This window comes from Acidobacteriota bacterium (assembly GCA_016700075.1).
Taxonomy (GTDB): Bacteria; Acidobacteriota; Blastocatellia; order Pyrinomonadales; family Pyrinomonadaceae; genus OLB17.
In genome coordinates this window covers 2,680,856-2,698,951 of the sequence record CP065000.1, presented here as the reverse complement: position 1 = coordinate 2,698,951, position 18,096 = coordinate 2,680,856, and the positions used below count along the sequence as shown (strand labels likewise).

Annotated in this window: 18 protein-coding genes; 8 read left to right on the top strand and 10 right to left on the bottom strand. The window is 51.6% G+C overall.

Annotated features, from left to right (window positions below):
* Position 1 precedes the first annotated feature (1 nt).
* Entirely contained in the window at positions 2 to 646 is a 645-nt protein-coding gene (locus IPM50_12225) for a class I SAM-dependent methyltransferase (protein QQS32416.1), read from the top strand.
* Positions 643 to 1,419, top strand: coding sequence for a hypothetical protein (locus IPM50_12220; protein QQS32415.1), 777 nt, complete (start codon positions 643 to 645; stop codon positions 1,417 to 1,419). Before IPM50_12225 ends, IPM50_12220 begins: the two co-directional genes overlap by 4 nt.
* Here the strand turns inward: IPM50_12220 and IPM50_12215 are convergent.
* The 3 genes from IPM50_12215 to IPM50_12205 all read right to left on the bottom strand — a co-directional run bounded on the left by IPM50_12215 (position 1,416) and on the right by IPM50_12205 (position 4,007).
* Positions 1,416 to 2,018: a hypothetical protein gene (locus IPM50_12215; GenBank protein ID QQS32414.1), complete on the bottom strand. Its 603-nt coding sequence runs from the start codon at positions 2,016 to 2,018 to the stop codon at positions 1,416 to 1,418. The genes IPM50_12220 and IPM50_12215 overlap by 4 nt on opposite strands.
* A 21-nt stretch (positions 2,019 to 2,039) precedes the next feature.
* A complete protein-coding gene (locus IPM50_12210) occupies positions 2,040 to 2,567 on the bottom strand; it encodes a histidine phosphatase family protein (protein QQS32413.1) in 528 nt (175 codons plus the stop codon).
* Positions 2,568 to 2,699: 132 nt separating this feature from the next.
* Entirely contained in the window at positions 2,700 to 4,007 is a 1,308-nt protein-coding gene (locus IPM50_12205) for a dicarboxylate/amino acid:cation symporter (GenBank protein ID QQS32412.1), read from the bottom strand.
* Between the two features lie 254 nt (positions 4,008 to 4,261).
* Between IPM50_12205 and IPM50_12200 the strand changes: the two genes are divergently transcribed.
* The 5 genes from IPM50_12200 to IPM50_12180 all read left to right on the top strand — a co-directional run bounded on the left by IPM50_12200 (position 4,262) and on the right by IPM50_12180 (position 11,170).
* On the top strand, positions 4,262 to 5,653 hold the full coding sequence (locus IPM50_12200; GenBank protein QQS32411.1) for a dicarboxylate/amino acid:cation symporter: 1,392 nt from the start codon (positions 4,262 to 4,264) through the stop codon (positions 5,651 to 5,653).
* A gap of 107 nt (positions 5,654 to 5,760) precedes the next feature.
* On the top strand, positions 5,761 to 6,468 hold the full coding sequence (locus IPM50_12195) for a rhomboid family intramembrane serine protease (protein QQS32410.1): 708 nt from the start codon (positions 5,761 to 5,763) through the stop codon (positions 6,466 to 6,468).
* A gap of 160 nt (positions 6,469 to 6,628) precedes the next feature.
* The gene (locus IPM50_12190) at positions 6,629 to 7,138 is read left to right on the top strand and encodes a hypothetical protein (GenBank protein QQS32409.1); all 510 of its coding nucleotides are present in this window, start codon (positions 6,629 to 6,631) and stop codon (positions 7,136 to 7,138) included.
* Positions 7,139 to 7,441: 303 nt separating this feature from the next.
* Complete coding sequence (locus IPM50_12185; protein ID QQS32408.1) at positions 7,442 to 7,648, top strand: carboxypeptidase regulatory-like domain-containing protein; 207 nt, start codon at positions 7,442 to 7,444, stop codon at positions 7,646 to 7,648.
* A gap of 39 nt (positions 7,649 to 7,687) precedes the next feature.
* Positions 7,688 to 11,170 carry a TonB-dependent receptor gene (locus IPM50_12180; protein QQS32407.1) on the top strand — a complete coding sequence of 1,161 codons (3,483 nt, stop codon included), beginning with the start codon at positions 7,688 to 7,690 and terminating at the stop codon, positions 11,168 to 11,170.
* Between the two features lie 34 nt (positions 11,171 to 11,204).
* Here the strand turns inward: IPM50_12180 and larA are convergent, their stop codons facing one another.
* From larA to IPM50_12160, 4 genes are read right to left on the bottom strand one after another with little or no spacing between them, the layout of a single operon-like run.
* Complete coding sequence (larA, locus tag IPM50_12175) at positions 11,205 to 12,476, bottom strand: nickel-dependent lactate racemase (protein ID QQS32406.1); 1,272 nt, start codon at positions 12,474 to 12,476, stop codon at positions 11,205 to 11,207.
* A gap of 21 nt (positions 12,477 to 12,497) precedes the next feature.
* The gene (locus IPM50_12170) at positions 12,498 to 13,733 is read right to left on the bottom strand and encodes a FecR domain-containing protein (protein QQS32405.1); all 1,236 of its coding nucleotides are present in this window, start codon (positions 13,731 to 13,733) and stop codon (positions 12,498 to 12,500) included.
* A 20-nt stretch (positions 13,734 to 13,753) separates the two neighbouring features.
* On the bottom strand, positions 13,754 to 14,776 hold the full coding sequence (locus tag IPM50_12165; protein ID QQS34521.1) for a TerC family protein: 1,023 nt from the start codon (positions 14,774 to 14,776) through the stop codon (positions 13,754 to 13,756).
* Positions 14,777 to 14,791: 15 nt separating this feature from the next.
* On the bottom strand, positions 14,792 to 15,283 hold the full coding sequence (locus IPM50_12160) for a GAF domain-containing protein (GenBank protein QQS32404.1): 492 nt from the start codon (positions 15,281 to 15,283) through the stop codon (positions 14,792 to 14,794).
* A 60-nt stretch (positions 15,284 to 15,343) separates the two neighbouring features.
* Between IPM50_12160 and crcB the strand changes: the two genes are divergently transcribed.
* Complete coding sequence (gene crcB / locus IPM50_12155) at positions 15,344 to 15,727, top strand: fluoride efflux transporter CrcB (protein QQS32403.1); 384 nt, start codon at positions 15,344 to 15,346, stop codon at positions 15,725 to 15,727.
* Between the two features lies 1 nt (position 15,728).
* Here the strand turns inward: crcB and IPM50_12150 are convergent, their stop codons facing one another.
* The 3 genes from IPM50_12150 to purE are packed head-to-tail and all read right to left on the bottom strand — an operon-like array spanning position 15,729 to position 18,065.
* Positions 15,729 to 16,871, bottom strand: coding sequence for a 5-(carboxyamino)imidazole ribonucleotide synthase (locus IPM50_12150; GenBank protein QQS32402.1), 1,143 nt, complete (start codon positions 16,869 to 16,871; stop codon positions 15,729 to 15,731).
* The gene (locus IPM50_12145; protein ID QQS32401.1) at positions 16,864 to 17,562 is read right to left on the bottom strand and encodes a DNA alkylation repair protein; all 699 of its coding nucleotides are present in this window, start codon (positions 17,560 to 17,562) and stop codon (positions 16,864 to 16,866) included. The genes IPM50_12150 and IPM50_12145 overlap by 8 nt, the downstream gene beginning before the upstream one ends.
* Entirely contained in the window at positions 17,559 to 18,065 is a 507-nt protein-coding gene (purE, locus tag IPM50_12140) for a 5-(carboxyamino)imidazole ribonucleotide mutase (protein QQS32400.1), read from the bottom strand. The genes IPM50_12145 and purE overlap by 4 nt, the downstream gene beginning before the upstream one ends.
* Positions 18,066 to 18,096 lie beyond the last annotated feature (31 nt).

Sequence of the window (18,096 nt, the reverse complement as noted above, 5' to 3'; positions counted from 1 at the left end):
GATGCCGAGGAACGGACGCGAGACCAAAACGAAAACCCAAGGACTCTACGACCGCATCGCCGATGTCCAAAATCTGGCGATGAAGCTGAACGGCTATCGCGATTCCGTAGCTAAATACCTACGCTCGCTTGACCTGAACATCAATTCTGATTCGCTCGTTCTCGACGCAGGCAGCGGCACCGGCATAGTAACGCACGCATTCCAGGATGCGGGTTTTAGGCCGAAAAACGTCGTCGCTCTCGATATCTCGCACAAGTCCCTGGAGGTTCTCCGCAGCGAAACGCGCAAACGCAAAAAGAACGTTGTCCGGACGGATTGCGTTCAGGCGAACGTACTCGCAATGCCGTTCGCAGACGAAACATTTGACCTGCTGCTGATATGCGGAGTGCTGGAATATACGCCGCTGGACGACGGTCTCCGCGAAGCCGCACGTGTGCTGAAAAAAGGGGCTCCGCTTGTTTTTCTGCCGGTCAAACCGTCTATCGTCGGCTCAGTTCTCGAATTGCTATACAAGTTCAAAACGCATCCGCTTTCGAAGGTTCGTGAAACGGCATCTGAATATTTCAATATCGCGGGCAATTATGAATTCCCGATCACCGAACCCATTTCGTGGTCAAAGACCATCTTCCTGCTTGAAAAGAAATGAACGCCTTGCCCCGCATAATCGCGCACCGCGGCGACAGTTCGCACGCGCCGGAGAACACGCTCGCAGCGATAAAGTTGGCTCTTGACGCGCGGGCCGAAGGCGTCGAGTTCGACGTTCGGCTGTCAAAGGACGGTGTGCCCGTAGTAATTCACGACGAAACATTAAGACGTACAGTGGGAATTGAAAAACGCGTCTCGGATCTGACAGCAGCCGAGCTTGCTCAAATAGACGTGGGTTCTTGGTTCAACAAGAAATTTCCGAAAAAGGCGAATGAGCAATTCAGCAAAGAATGTATTCCCTCGCTGCAGAATGTCCTCGATCTTCTAAGCGGCTTCGAAGGCCGAATTAATGTCGAGATGAAATGCACGCCCGCTGATATCGTGGCATTGCCAACCGCTGTTTGCGCGACTTTAGAAACCCAAAAAGAGCAGGAACGTTTTGTCGTAAAGAGCTTTAATCTGGGCTCGCTGCCGGTAGTGCGTTCGCTGCTGCCTGACGTTAATGTCGCCGCACTTTTCGACGTCAGCATTGAAACGCTTCTACGCCGCAAGAGCTCGATTCCCTTCCTCGCTCTCGAGTTCTGCGCGAACGAGGTCTCGCTGCATCACTCGCTCGCGACGCCGAAACTCTGCCGCATTCTGAATGACGTTGGCCTGCCGATCACCGTTTGGACCGTCGAAAAGAAAAACTGGATCGACAAGGCACGCAAACTGGGCATCTCCGCGTTGATCACCAACGACCCCGCGACGATGCTCACCGCACTAAAAGGCTAATCCTTCCAGCCCCACGGTGCCGGCGGCGCGGGTACTTCTTTCGTAATGTCGAATTTCACTGAGAACAATCTGCCGCGGCCGAGGCGTCGGAGATTATAGGAATAGTGTTTGCCCGAAACGAGTTCGATCCACCAGATATTCGCCGCTGCCGAAGGTGCGTCGTCTTTGGGTTTTTCGACCACGGTCGTCGTATGCTGATCCGCCGGGAAAAATTGTCTGATCGCCTCGCCTTCGTTCGATGACCAGCCGCCGTACATCGTCACGGCGTCGGGCTTGCCGTCTTCGTGCCGGTGATCGTGTTTGAGTTGAATTCGATCACCCTTCTTGGTCAGAACCCAGGTCCGTGACCTGTCATCTCCCACAAAGAATGGTATCCGAATGCGGTTCTTTTCACACGAACGAACGTGCATAACGAGCCGCTTGCCCGCGAAATCAGGGTTGTTCGCGGTGTCTTCCGCAATTGCGCCCTCAAAAGCCTTGCCGCAAAGCTTCTTGAGTTCAGCCCAGAACTGATCGGTAGGTGAGGGTTGTTTCGCTTTTTGAGCTTCCGCCGAGACCGTAAGAACCGCGATCGCAGCAACGATGATAAATAGTTTCATTTTTCAATGATACCGCAGTTTTCAATATGGGATCACTTCGATCCGTTGCAAAGCCCCTTTCTTGAAATGCAGCACCCAAAACACGCCGTATTCGCTCTCAAGCAACTCGCGAAAGATCAGCTTCCCCGCGAACAGGTTTGCAAGATTCGGGATCGTATTGCTGTGGCCGACGACCAGATTGTGATCGGTATCGCTCGCCATGATCTTCTTGACCAAATCTGCCTGTTCGGCGACGGTGTATAACTGGATCTCCTTTTTTCGCTGGGAGGCTATCGGCTCGGCGGTCTGCCGCGTCCGCTTGAAATCCGTCGAGAATATCTCATGCGGCTTATAACGTTTCGCTATCTCCTTTAAACGCAATGCCCTCTGCCGGCCTTCCGCCGAAAGGTCTGGATCTCGTTTATCCGCCTCGGGCGACGTGTCCTTTTCACTGTGCCGCACCAGAACAATTGTCTTGTTCACGGACTGAGCATTCACGCCACCGCCAAAATACCCCGACGCTATAACCGCAGCCATTACAAACAATGCTGCCTTCAGGTTCCATTTCATACCGGCAAACTTTCGTATATCTAGGTTACGCTGTCAAGCATCGTCGGATGTGTGGGCTGATTTGATGATCCCGTAACTAGTCGTCCGTTTTCGAAACACACCTTTATGTTTCGGGTGAAAACGCGGGCTGAACTAGATCACCTCATCCAGCCGTTCATCCCATTCGACCGGCTTTGGATCACCGAGCTTGCCGATCGAATTTGCAACGATCATCGAAACGGTAGCATCGCCGGTGACGTTTATCGTAGTTCGGCACATATCTAGCGGCCGGTCGATGGCAAAGATGAGGGCTAGGCCGACCTCAGGAATGCCCGCCTGGGCGAGAACGATCACCAGCATCACCATGCCTGCTCCGGGAACTGCCGCAGATCCAATAGATGCTAGCGTCGCGGTCAAGATGATGCCGAGCTGCACGCCAAGACTCAGATCCATCCCGAACGTCTGTGCGATAAACACGGCCGCGACAGCCTGATAAAGGCTTGTGCCGTCCATATTTACGGTCGCTCCGATCGGCAGTACAAAGCTCGCGACCTCCTCGTCCACACCAAGGTGCTCGGTTACCCGCTCCATGGTCACCGGTAATGTCGCGGCACTGGAACTTGTTGAAAATGCAAGGAGTTGCGCAGGAATGATCCCTTTCAAAAAGAATGACGGGGAACGCTTTGTGAACACCCAAACGAGGGTCAAATACATGCAATAGAGCAACGCCAACCCCAAGACAACGGAGACGGCATACCAAAGCAAAGCTATAAACAGATCAGTGCCCGGAGCCTCAGCAACGATGGCAGCCAAAAGGGCGAAAACACCAAACGGAGCCGCCAGCATTATCAGGTCGATCATCTTGAGTACGACGTCGTTCAGCCCGGAGAAAAACCCCTTTACCGGTGCGGCGCTCTCTTTGGGGATCAGAATCAGCCCGATGCCGAAAAATATGGCAAATACAATGACCTGCAGCATGTTGCCGTTAGAGCTGGCAGCGGCGACTATGTTCTCAGGAACGAGATCCTCGAGCGGCTTTAGCGGGCCTGCCTGCTTCTGTTTTTCGGCCGCCGTGATCCGGTCGCCGGCCTGCTTTTCGTAACTCGCCATCAGTTGGGCACGAGTGTCTTCAGTGACGGCACTGCCCGGCTTTATGAGATTCACGATAACCAGCCCCAGACTGACCGCGAGCACGGTGGTCATTATGTAGAAACCAAGAGTCCGGAATCCGATCTTGGAAAGCTGCGTAATGTTGTTAAGATCAGAGATGCCTTTGACAAGCGATGCGAGGATCAGCGGTATCGCTATCAGTTTCAGGACGTTGATAAATATTGTCCCAAAGGGCTTTATCCAATCGACAATAAAGCCTTTGCCCCAACTGAATTGGATCAATATCGCGGCGAAAATAACGCCCGCGGCCATTCCCAGCAGTATGCGCCAATGAAGAGCTAGTTTTCCCATGCTCGGAAGTTTCGCCTTTTTTTCGAGCTAAATCAAACTCCGATTTTTTCGGAAGCGACCTTTGTGAAGCTTTTCATGTAAGCATACCGGAAGGCTTTCTTATTGTTGACCGGCAAGTTTTGGCTTGCCGTAGAGGCAACTTTTGTTGATAATCTCGTGCGGCCTTTTTCGCGGCAACAGGCTGCAGTAAGAACGAACAGCGACGTGATCATATAGTCTATGATCGAATAATTTTGCCCGGTCCCCGGTGACCAATGCCAAACAACCCTAACGAATACGAATACGAACTTACGACCGACCTAGATGACGACACGCCCGACAGTCCCTCAGGGATACCTCTCCATACAAAGATCTTTATCGGCTTAGCGGTGGGCGTAGTTGGCGGACTGGCGGTAAATTGGACACTCGGCGGCAAAGACCCTTGGGTCGAGTGGGCAGTAGAGAATTTCACGCGGCCGATCGGCCAGCTTTTTTTGAATCTGCTGCTGATGATCGTGATCCCGCTGGTATTTTCATCGCTGATCGTTGGTGTATCCGGGATCGGCGACATCAGAAAATTAGGGCGGATCGGCGCGAAATCATTTGCGTATACACTGGTGATCTCTGCAATATCCGTCGTGATAGGACTGACATTAGCAAATACTATCAGGCCGGGCGAGAGGATCAGCCCCGAAACTGCTGCTGAATTAAAAGCGGAATTTAGCAGCGGTGCATCAGCCGCAACTGAGGCCCAGCGTAAAGCTGCCGAGGCGTCCAAAGCGGATACTGCGTTGATGCAGGTGGTCAAAACGATAGTTCCAAGCAATATTTTCAATTCGATCTCCGGTGCTAGCCCCAACATGCTGCACATCATGTTCTTCGCCCTACTGATCGGCATTTCCATTACATTGCTTCCAACTGCGGTCTCTTCCCCTTTCGTGGGCGTCATGGAGTCATTGTTTGCGATATCGGCGAAGATAATCGACATCGTAATGAAATTTGCGCCGTATGCCGTAGCCTGCCTGCTGTTCAACAATATCTCACAGTTCGGAACAGACCTCCTGTTATCGCTCGGATGGTTTGTCGCGACAGTACTTTTGGGCCTGTCGATCCACTTCTTCGGTGTTTACTCGATCTCTGTTTGGTTCTTGTCGAGAATAAGCCCTCTCGAATTTTTCAAGCGAATACAAACAGTGATCCTGACCGCATTTTCGACGTCTTCATCAAATGCTACCTTGCCGACCGCGCTTCGCGTCACCCATGAAAACCTGCATGTACCCAAGGAAATAAACAGCTTTGTGCTTACGGTAGGGGCGACAGCAAACCAGAACGGAACCGCACTTTATGAAGGCGTAACAGTACTCTTTCTTGCTCAACTCGCCGGAGTCGACCTTACAATATCGCTGCAGTTGATGGTCGTTTACCTTGCGATCCTAGGCGGCATTGGGACTGCCGGTGTTCCTTCCGGCTCTATTCCATTCATAATAGGGATCCTATTCATGATCGGCATCGATCCTGCTCTTATCGCCATAATCCTCGGCGTTGATCGGCTTTTGGATATGTGCAGGACGACGTTGAACGTGGTCGGCGATATAACAGCCGCGACATTCGTCGCACGAAGCGAAGGACATCAGCTACTCGGGCCTTCAGCAGATGTTGGCGGCTAGTGCCGCATCAGATAGAATAATGATTGAACCGCTGGACAGAATTGACCCGCACGAAATGCATTGCCATGCATCAAATCTGTTCCAAATGCACGTTCAGAGGCTAACAAATGTTCCCCATCGGCGATGACAATACCGGCAACCATCGGACGCCCTACGTTAACTATGTGTTCATCGGGATAAATCTGGTGGTCTTTCTTCTGCTTCAGCAGATCGGCGGCAACGATGCATTCACATACGCGTTCTCGCTTGTTCCCAAGGAGATACTTTCAGGAACGGACATAAACGGAGCCGTCACCATTAAGGACGAGTTCGGCAAGATCCTTGGTGAGATCACTCACTATGAAACGCCGCTGCCGGTCTATTTCAACTTTCTGAGCTCGATGTTCATGCACGGCAGTATCATGCATATCGCCGGAAACATGATGTTCCTCTGGGTATTTGGGGATAATTTGGAGAACTTGCTGGGGCATTTTCGCTTTGCGGTTTTCTATCTTTTCTGCGGTTTTGCCGCGGCGATCGCTCAGATCGCTATCGAGCCTTGGTCTGTGATACCTATGCTTGGAGCATCGGGCGCCATCTCGGGCGTGCTCGGCGGATATCTGCTGATGTTCCCGCGAAATCCGGTCAGGGCGATCATACTAAACATGGTTACAACTGTTCCGGCGTTTGTCGCACTGGGGCTTTGGATCGCTTACCAATTGGTCGTTGGATATTTAGCACCGTCCGGGGTCGGCGGTGTCGCCTATGCGGCCCACATCGGCGGGTTCTTTGCCGGACTTTTCGCAGTAAGGATATTTGCAATCGGCAAGATGTGACAGTCCTGTGATCCGCCCAAGCCTATATTCTTTGCAACGCGTCCTCGGACCTCAAATTATGGCAACAACTCCGTCGACATGAGCATCAAAGACTCGAAGTCTGACCAAAATTCATCTAAAATTCGGATTTGGTCGGATCTGAGTAAAAGCATCGAAAACTATGCGTGTATCAACAATTATTTTGTCTGCGGCTTTCCTGCTTTGTGCGGTGAATTGGGCTAATGCGCAAGAGACCGCGTTCAGCGACCCCAGCGTCGAATACACGTTTTCGCTGCCCGACCCAAAATGGAAACTCACGCTCCGTCCCACAGCCGCCAATCCCAACGTCGAATTCGTTCACGAAGACCGTCTGGACTGCCATTTGCAAGTTCGGCGTCTAACGGTAACAAAAGAGGCGATGCTCGCCGACTTGATGGAGGATGAAGAACAGCGGCTTCAGATACGGCCGGGTTTCGTCGCAGGAAGAGAGGAGAATTTCGCCGGGCGTCTTAGGGGGTCAGTCTTCAATTTTGAATATTTGGCATCAGGCCGCAGTATGGCGGGGAGATTCTATTTTCTAAGAAGCGGCGACAATGTCGTATACACTCTCCGTTTCACCGGTCAAAAGGATATCGTGAGGTCACTTCGAAATCAGCTTGATTCGATTGCTCGAAGTTTTGGGCCAAAATAAACCAGTAACCAGAATATTGTTCATTAGAAAGGGAGGCATTTCGCCTCCCTTTCGCTTTCTCGAAAGCGGTTATCCGATCGAATCGACGCGTTGGAAATTAGCCCAATTTGCTCTCAAAGAAATTCCGGCAATTTTACACTTTGTTCACATCAAGTTCTGTGCTAATCTTCCGTAAAATTCAAGTTGAAACTTGGTATCATTGCCCGTTTCAACAGGAATTCCCCAACTAAACACAGACAACATTTCGGAGGGTAAATGAAAAAGAGATTGCTTGATAGAGGATTGGCAGCGTTCGCCTTGATAGTGTTCACCTCAGTTGTGGCTTTTGGACAAGGCACCACATCCCGTATTACGGGCAGTGTTACTGATAGTACAGGAGCTGCCGTTGCAGGAGCAGCAGTCACCCTGACAAACGAGGCGACCAATTTAAGGCTGACCACTACTACCAGTGGAAGCGGGACTTACGTTTTCGACCTGATACAGCCGGGGTTCTACAAAGTCTCGGTCTAGAAGGACGGATTTAAGAGATTCGAATCCTCGCGAAATCAGGTGCTGGTCAACATTCCGTCCACTATCAACATTTCTCTCGAGGTCGGCGATGTTTCTGCCACTGTTTCCGTTGAATCCTCAGCGGAACAAGTTACGACCGCGACATCGGGCAACGTAGGATCGACGCTTGATACCCGTCAGATCGAACTTCTGCCGATCGTCGGAGCTCGAGGTCGAAACCCGTTTGACCTATTGAACTATCAGCCCGGCGTCGTTTCGGGTGCCAATACAGGTGGCGGCGTCCACGTTCATGGTTCCCGCGACCGGGCATTCAACTTTACTCTCGATGGTATCGACATCAATGAATCTACGGCAGGTGGATCGAATTTCACACCTCTTCGTACCAATCCTGATTCAATTCGCGAGGTCCAGATCGTGACCAGCAACTTCACCGCTGAACTCGGACGTTCTTCGGGAGCGCAGGTCAGTCTCACGACCCGATCGGGCGGAAATCAGTTCTCCGGCAATCTCTTTGAGTATTATCAAACGCCGCGTTTTATTGCTAATGAATGGGAGTTCAACAAGCAGAACATCGCGCGGCGGCAGTTCGTCCAACATATTTATGGCGGCAGCTTCGGCGGCCCGTTGTTCAATCCCGGCTTTGGTGAGGGCACAGATTTCGGCTTTCTCCGTGACAAGGCGTTTTTCTTTGTAAACCTTCAGATGCTGCGGGCCAGCGAAACAAGGCTTCAGACGCTGGCGGTCTATACGCCGCAGGCACGGGCCGGACTTTTCAGGTTCGTCCAAGGCGGCCGAAATGCACCTTTCGGTACGGCCACATCTGCGACGTTCCCGACAGGCGCTGCGGTCACTGCTTCCGGCGCTCCGGTCTATCCGGCTTGCGGTCCGGGTGTGCCTAACCCTTGTATCCAAACCTACGATATCGCTACAGGCAGGCCGGTTACGCTTGACCCGTTCATTATCAACCTTTTGAATTCTCAACAGGCTCCCAACGACTTTACTGGCGGCGACGGCCTGAATACCGCTCTGCTTAGATTCGTTGCGCCTCAGACCGAGAAACAGTACGACTTCACCGTAAGATTCGATTTCAAACTGTCCTCAAAGAGCCAAATGTATATCCGCTACGCTCAAGGCGAACAGAACACATTTGGAGATATCGCTAACGCGGGACTTCAGAGAATTCAGGGCGGAAAGAACTGGATCGATACGTTTCGAAACCCCAAGAATCTTGCCATCAACTATCGATGGGCTCCGACTTCGAACTTCGTCAACGAGTTCATTTTTGGCATGAACCGATTCGGCTTCAAGTTCGAGTATCCGGGAGCGAACGGCGCAGTTCCGTTTGTGCTCAATACGGTAACGGATTTTGACAGGAACTTTGCGTACAACGCCCGTAGTTCGCGAACGTGGCAGTTTGTCGATAACATGACGCTCATCCGATCGAAGCACACGCTTAAATTCGGCCTGAACTTCCGCCTCGGAAATCAGATCGACGATCGTTCGAGCGCCGGCGGACAGATAGAGCCGCAGATCGGTTTTGGGACCGCGGCAAGTGATTTTGTGCCTTGGGATGTGCCCGTTGCGGGTGCTTCGAGCATAAATGCTAACGACCGCACGCTCCTTCTGAATACTATAAACAACCTGATCGGCCGCATCGGCAGTTTCTCGCAAGGCTTTGTGGTCAGCCCGGGCAATCCGAATGCTTTCGCACCGGCCGGGACAAGGTGGATCTTCAATGCGACCTATCCCGAGTACGATTTCTACTTCCAAGACACATGGCGCCCGAGGCAAAATTTGACATTTGACCTTGGTGTGCGTTGGGAAGTTAAGTTGAGCCCCGGATCAAAAGATCTCCCGATCTTGACGCCGTCGCAGCCGTTTGCGGTCGGCGCCGCACCTTCAAGCGCTCTTCGTTGGGAAGAAGGCAAGCTGTTCAAGAATGACTACGACAACTTCTCACCGTCGGTCGGGTTTGCTTGGGATCCTTTCAGCAATGGAAAGACCTCCATCAGGGCAAACTATAGGCTTTCGCAAGATCGCTTCCCATCGCAGGTTTTTGCTAACTTCGTTTACCAGAGTGCGCCGGGCAACACCTTCAGCTATTCCGCAGCAGGAATCGGCTCACAAAACCTGCTGATAAGGAACGGCATCCCGACAATTCCGCCGATCTCAACACCGCAGCAGTTGAGAACGCCGCCGGCATTTTCAACGGGCCGCATCACTGCGGTCGACCCTGACATCAAGTTTCCTGAAAGCCATGCGTGGTTTGCAGGCGTACAGAGAGAGATCTGGGGCGGTAATGTGCTTGAGGTAAATTATATCGGTCGTCGAGGGGTTCACCTTTTCGGAGCATATGACCGGAACCAAGTGAACATTTTCGCCCGCGACCCACGCTGCCCGGAGAATTTTCTTGAGGCTTTCAACACGCTTCGAGGAAATGCCGCGGCAACGTCTTGCCTGATCAATGTGATGTTCACGGGCAATCCCGCAAACAATGCGGGGACGACCACCTTTAGGGCGATTCCCTCGGTTGCTACAACGCTTGCCGCAGGAACGACGGGCGGTAGTGTAGCCAACGCTGCATTAGCAGCTTCGCAGAGGACATGTACCGCAACTGATGTCACAAACGGCATCTGCACAGCTTCGGGGCTTCAGCTGCTCTCACAGGCATTCGGAAACGCTTTCTTCCTGCAGTCATACCCGCAATTTACGGGTGCGCTGAATGTGTTGGAAACTAACGACACATCGCGATACAACGGGCTCGAGATCATTCTCAAACGCAGGCTGATGCAGGGTTTCAGCTATCAGCTGGCCTACACGTATTCCGTATCAAAGGACACTCGATCATTTGACCCGACTTTCGCAACGGCAAATCGCGGTAGTGCACAGTCGGCATCGAACACGCCTTACGATATAAACAACCGATCGCTGAATTATGCTTGGTCGGATTTCGACAGACGGCATGTTTGGCAGTCTTACTACACTTACGAGATACCGATCGGACGTGAGCGCAAATTCGGACGAGGCATGGGCCGGGCTCTTGATGCGATCATTGGTGGATGGCAGGTAGCAGGTCTTTTCAACTTGGCCAGCGGAAGGCCTTACACCTTCTACTCGGGTCTCAACACTCTGAGCCAGGTCGTACAAACACCTGTCAACTGCAACGGCTGCCCTCGTAATCTCGGCAGCCTGACCGAGGTCAACGGCATTCCTGTTTGGTTCACTGCAAAGCAGCTCGCGCAGCTTTCGCAGCCGCTTCCGGGCCAGATGGGAAATACCGGCAGGAACTACTTCATTGGACCGCGGCAGTTCAATACGGACGCTTCGCTCTCGAAGCGGTTCAGCTTCAATGAGCGATGGAAGTTCGACCTGCGTGTTGATGCAAGGAACCTTACGAATACTCCGACATTCGGACTTTCGGATGCGGCGATGTTGTTCACCAGTGCTAGCGTCGGACAGATAAACAATACTGTTCTCAGCTTCTCTCGAAGGATCCAGTTTTCAGGAAAACTTAGCTTCTAAGGCTCGCTTCCTTATCTGCCTTCATCCCGCCCGATCAGTTCGGGCGGGATTTTTCTTTTATGTTGACGGATGCGGCACGTGGAACAATATAGCCTGTCCTACCACCGGTTCCTACAAGTTGTTCAAGTGCAGAAAACTCGATCTTTTCGAACCCAAATGATCGAACAGAATCCTCATCAAAATTGCTGACGATCAAAATATTGAACCGCTCGGACTTCTCTCTAATGCTCCAAGCCGTTTGGCCATTCACCTGATATTTTTGGCAGAGCCGCACAGCAAGATCCCGACTGTCAGCGGCATCAAACCACTTCCCCATATCATCTCGTCCGAGCCCCTCTTGGCACTCAGCCAGCAAAACGATCGTTCCCCCATCTACGCAAGCCTTCGAGGCATTTTCCAGGGTCTTGTGAGCCTGAATCAGATTTATGTCGTATGGCGATCCGCCGCACGAAGCTATCACCAGATCACGTTTCTCTTTGATGGTCACCGAATGGTTCTTGGCGTAGGCCGTACAAGCGGCCTCATGTGATGCTGACAGGTCGCCACAAAAAATGTCTACACATTCTCCGGCCTCATTAACGAGCGTAGTGATCAGAAATGGACGCGGGACAAACGCTGCGGCTTGCAGGAATGCCTCATGAACCGGATTGCCCTTTAGCATCCCTGTCCCAACGCCCTTTCGGCGTGAAAGCGTTTCGCAATCGAAAGCCAGCTTGTGAGTCTCGGATATAGTGCGAGACGACGCCAATCCCGGACAAATGAGCTTTCGCCCTCCCGTAAACCCGGCAAAGTAATGAAACGAAACGCTTCCGATCAAGAAAACGTGGTCATGCTCGAACAACGCTCGATTTAATTCCACAGGAACTCCCGTCGCAGTTTCACCCACCCTAATAAGACCCATGAGGTCCTTGGGCTCGTGGTCCAGAGTCTTTATTCGTTGGTAAATAAAAGGCGTGAGGATGTCAGCCTTCTCGGCGTCCGTTGTCTTTCTGTGAATACCGGTCGCGATGATCGCTCTAATATCAAAGGGTTGGATCCCTGATGCAATTAGACGCCGCACAAGGAGGTTGACGATCTGTCCGGACGCGGACGATCGAGTAGCATCAGGGACGACCAACAAAACAGAGCCACCCTTTTCGACGTATTCCTCGATGTTGCTATGGCCAATGGGAGAATCCAACTTGCGTCCGACCTCAGAATCAGAAAGAGGAGTTGTCGGTTCTGACGCTTCGATGATGTCAAAAAGATCTGGGTCAAATTTGAGGCTTAGCTCCTGGCTGCCATATTTAAGAGATATAACGGCCATATAGGAATTATTCGAGCTATATCAGTATCGCCTGAGAACCGTTCCAGTCCGCAACGAAATGACAAATCCCGTGCGATTGCCGCGGTCATCGCTTATCTCAACGGATGTCTCGATCGACGGAGTTGAAATCTGAAGCTTGAACGCTCCGTCCGGGCCGGACAGCGTTTCCCGGCCCTGCGACCTCACAAACATACCCGGGCTGGTGCGTCCGTTGATGAGATATACATTACCGCCGACCCTTTCGACCTTCCAATCCGACGCATCTATGCTCACACTTCTAACCGAACGAACCACGATAAATTTCCATGCTTCATTCCAGTTGGTGAGCTGGCCTGACCTTGCAGTAGCACGAACCCGCCAATAATACGTTCCCGGAGGAACACTGGCAAGCCGAAATTCCCGTGCGGCCATATTATTGCGGTCAACCAACAGTGCATCGCTGGCGAATGTAGGAGACCTCGAGACCTGCAGGTGATAATTTGACGCTGATGCCCCTTCAGCATCGGCCCATGAAAACGATACGCCTATACCGCCGCCCTGATCTACCAATTGAGCCGAGTTGTTTGGTGCCAGTGGCCTCGGCGGAGCCATAAGCCTTTCGCGTTGGGACAGCTTGCCGCTTTTGATCGATGCGAATTCATTTTCACCAATTATCTGTTTTTCCCCGCCGATAGTTGTCTCGACACCACCGCGGCTGATCCGAATCTCACCGGAGTTCGCCTGAGGGTCTGCATTAAAGCTAGCGTCGGTCTTTGGCAATAGTTGATTTTCTGTGTCGGCGACCTCGACGATGTTTCTTGCGTCCTGTGGCTGCTCATCGGTACGAACGTTCAGTTGGCCGTCGTCCAGTGCTACACGTACATTTTTCCCGCCAAAAAGGGACGTCGTGTCCTTGACCACTATCGTGCTGTTTGGCCGCACCGAATAGACCGAGCCGTCGATCATTTGTATGATCGCTCGGCCATCCGCCTGAGTCTGCACCGTGTCGCCTGCACCGACATACGTCTCTCGGGTTACCAGGATCGTCTCTCGAGTTGCGGCGCGGGTGATACGGACCTCTCCCTCAAAAGACACAATGCGGGCCGCATCTTTTGGAATCGCCAGATCTTGCTCGGCAACGAACCAATTATTTCTTGACGCCCAGATTCCGCCGCCGACAAGCGAACCGATGAGAACCGCCCCGGCAACAAGAGCCCAGACGGTACTCTTCCGAATATTCCACCATTCGACATAGAATTTTCGATACTTGTTCTCCATCAGACGAGCCGATGACAGACCTAAAGTTTGTCAGGTCTGTGTTTGGGCGGCATCAAAAGCGAAAGTGCAATTGAGAAGACTATGGAAAAGGCGACCACGCCAAGTGAGATGTTGATCACCTCTTGTTCAAATTCATGTGCGACGAAACGCCTGAGAAGATCGACAAAACCGGATTCGCTTTCAGACCCGACTAATATTATCAGTCCTTCTGCCAAGAGTGGCAAGAGCATCTTTAATCCGATGAACGTGAGAATAAATGCAAGCCCGTACTTGAGGTAATGAAATCTGTCGGCGAGATCTGCCAAGAGAAAGAAAAACGTACGAAGGCCGAGGATCGCGAATATGTTCGATGTGTAAATGATGAAACGATCCGTCGTTATACCAAATATTGCGGGTATTGAATCAACAGCGAACACTAGATCGGTGAGTTCTACAGTTATCAAAACCAGAAGCAAAAGGGTCCCGGTCCTGACACCGTCCTTGACCGTGATGAACTTCTCCCCATCGTATTCCTTAGAAATTCGAACGTATCGAGTGACGAGTTTGATAAAAAAGCTCTCGTGCGGCTCAAAATCATCATCCGAGCCTTTGAACATCTTGAGGCCGGTGTAGACCAGAAAAGCCCCAAATATGTAGATGATCCAGTGGAACCGCTCAACCAGTTCGGCACCGGCGAAGATCATGATCATCCGCATGACAAGCGCGCCCATAATGCCCCAAAACAGAACGCGATGTTGGAACTCTTTCGGAACCTTGAAAAATGTGAAGATGAGCAGGAAAACGAATAAATTATCAACCGACAGCGACAGTTCAATGAGATACCCTGTCAGAAACAGCTTTGCGTGATTGATGCCGAATTGATAAAAAATGAATATCCCGAAACTGAGTGCCAGAGAAACCCAGACGGTTGCCCAGATAAATGTCTCCCGCCTTGTCGGCGCATGTGCTTTTCGATTAACGATGAGGAGATCGACGGCAAGTGCCGTTAAGACGATCGAGAAAAAAAGTATCCAAACCCAGTACGGATAGTCGATTGGTGTCATGTCTTTGATCAAGTTCTAAAGTCCCGAAGACCGAACGAGAATATTACAGATCGTTTCAAGATTCGAGGTATCATTTTCCGAAAAGTCATCCAAGCGGTCGCTATCAATGTCTAAGACCCCGATGACCGATCCATCAGAAGCAAAAATAGGAACCACGATCTCGGATCTTGCGGACGAAGAACAAGCGATATGGCCGGGGAATTCATCAACATTTGGGACGATGACTGTTTCTCTGCGTTGCCATGAAGTACCACAGACCCCATTTCCGAATCCGATACGAGAGCACGCAATCGGCCCCTGGAATGGTCCCAACACAAGCTCATCGCCCTTTACCAAATAGAATCCGACCCAAAGAAATCCAAATGCTTCCATCAGGGCAGCTGCTGCGTTGGCAAGATTTGCCACCGGGTCGGTCTCGCCTGCGAGCAATGCCTCGAGTTGTGGGATCAACTCTTCATAGATCGAAGCTCTGCTGCTGAGATTTGTAAAAATAAGGCTTTCAGCCATAAACTCTGAGTGTAGCTTTGACGCTTATAAATTAGCAATCAAGGATGCAGTAGCGAAACTATGGAATTAGCGATCCGATTGTGCTTCATAGGTATTGGGGGAGCATTCGGTGCTATTGCCCGCCATTTAATCAACATCTCGCCGCTTGCCGGCCATTTCGAGAAATTCCCGTTGCCGACCTTTATTATAAACATCACCGGCTCAATGCTTCTGGGATTTCTGATGATCGTGCTTTCAGACAAGATCGTTGTCAGCGAGAACCTCAGAATGGCGATCATTGTTGGCTTTTTGGGCGCGTTTACGACCTTTTCGACATTTGAAGCCGAGATATTTGGCCTTCTTCGTGAACGGCTCTGGAGCCTAACGCTGCTCTACATGTCTGCAAGTGTAGTTGTCGGATTTTTTGGTTTATTGGTCGGGGTTTGGCTGGGACGCAAGATCTGATTCACGCCTTTTCTCTAAGCCTTTGTCGGGCCATGCGAACGGCTTCCGCCGCCGCCTGTGGAGTTTTATCAGTAGCCGTCAAATGCCCCATTTTCCGACCAGCTCTTGGCTCTGATTTCCCGTACAAATGTAGAGAAACATTTGCTGCTCTCATTGCCGAAGCCCAGTTTGGCTCTCCGCTCGCCCAAATATCACCAAGAAGATTTGCAATTGCCGCGGGTCGATAGAACGCGGTCGAGCCCAACGGAAGCCCGCAAACTGCCCGGACCTGCTGTTCGAACTGCGACGTAACGCACGGCCCGAAGGTAAGATGCCCTGAATTATGCGGCCGTGGAGCTATCTCATTGACCAGCAGCCGATCATCTTGCGTCAAAAAGAATTCGACGCACATCGTGCCGACATATTCGAACGCCTCAGCAATACTTCGAGAGATATCGATAGCCTCGGCTGCAGCGGTTTCAGATACATTTCCCGGAGCGAACGATAGATCGAGGATATGATCCTTATGCTCGTTCTCGATCACTCCGTAATGAACGAATTCGCCATCGACTCCACGAGTGCAAACGACAGAAACCTCTTTTTGAAACTCAATAAACTCCTCTAAAACGGCTTCACTGCCGTTTATTGCGGCGAAGGCCGGTTCAATATCGCCGGGGCCGGTCAGCTTTTTCTGACCTTTGCCGTCATAGCCGAACCCGGCAGTCTTTAGCACGCATGGAAAACCGATCTCCGCGGCTGCATCATACAAATCATCTATGAGTCTAATATGACGAAAAGGTGCAACCGGAAAGCCGTTATTTGATAGAAAGGTCTTTTCCCGAAGCCGATTCTGGGTATTGTGGAGAATCGACCCCCTCGGGCGCACATCGACAAACTCGGCAGCAGTTTCGATGGTTGCAGCAGGAATGTTCTCAAACTCGAACGTTATGACATCAACATCTCGCGCAAATCCTCGGACCAGATCAAGGTCATCATAGGATGCTGTGGTCTCAATATCCGAGATGTGACCTGTCGGCGTGTCTGAATCGGGTGAGAAAGTATGCACGCGATAACCCATTTTGCGAGCCTCGATCGCAAACATGCGGCCAAGCTGGCCGCTGCCGAAAACGCCGATGGTCGAATTTGGAGCTATCACCCTATACATTTCTTCTTACCAGACGTTCGCGGACGGATTCGCTACGCAGTTCACGCAATGCATCCGCGGCGATCCAGCGTCCCGGTTTTGTGCCGGTAGCACTTATCCGCTCCGCAGACGCGATCGCCAATTTGTTCAGATCGAGATCGCGTTTGCCGATCTGTCGCAGAGCCCAGTTTACAGCCTTTTTGACGAAATTGCGTTCGTCATTTGAGTGTTCTTCGATCAGCGGAAGAAATGCTGCAAATTTCTCGTACGTAGCGTTTTTTTCATGAACAGCGAGAAAGGCCATCAACGAAAAGGCCGCACGCTTTTCAAATTCCGGTTCTCGCTCCGTCCACTCCACCGCTTTTTCATATGCTAACGCTGTCCTGCAAAAAAGGTGTCCGCAAGTTCCGTCAACTGTTGCCCAATTATCGAAATCAGATGCCCACGCGTCCATTTGCTCGGACGTAACTCTATTGGGGTCATCGATCAGATACGCGACCGAGCGCGCCTCGTGAATGCCGCTTGCCCAAAGATCGGCAGCAAGCGAATGGTTATCGACACCGAGCTTTTTCACTTCGCGAGCAAACGCCTTGAGTTCGGGAGTTGAGATGCCGAACGATCTGGATGTGGGGATCGCAAACCGCTTCATCGCATCCAGCCGCGACGGGTCGCCCAATTCGCTCAACTCGGCGATGATCTCGTCCGCCCTCATTTTAGCTTTGATCTGAGTACGGTCTTTGTTTGTTTCGAACGAAAATCGTGGAGCTTTTTCCTTAAGTCAGGCCGCGAGTTTGCGAGAATAGAAACTGCTAACAATGCGGCATTCTTAGCTCCGGCTTCGCCAACAGCGAGCGTCCCGACGGGGACGCCTGCCGGCATTTGAGCAATTGATAATAGCGAGTCAAGTCCTTTGAGGGAACGGCTTTCGACCGGGACGCCAAGAACGGGCAATATGGTCTGCGAAGCGCACATTCCCGGAAGATGAGCCGCACCGCCGGCGCCTGCTATTATCACCTCGATACCGCGTTCTTGAGCGGACTTTGCAAATTCGAAAAGAAGATCAGGAGTGCGATGGGCGGATACGATCCTCTTTTCGTACGGAACGCTGAAATCCTCAAGCACCTTAGCAGCGTGTTCCATCGTCGGCCAGTCGCTTTTGCTGCCCATTATTACCGAAACTATCGGCTGGTTTGTTATCCCGACTTTCTTCGGCATCTCGCTGAATCTCCATAGGAAAGAGGGTCAG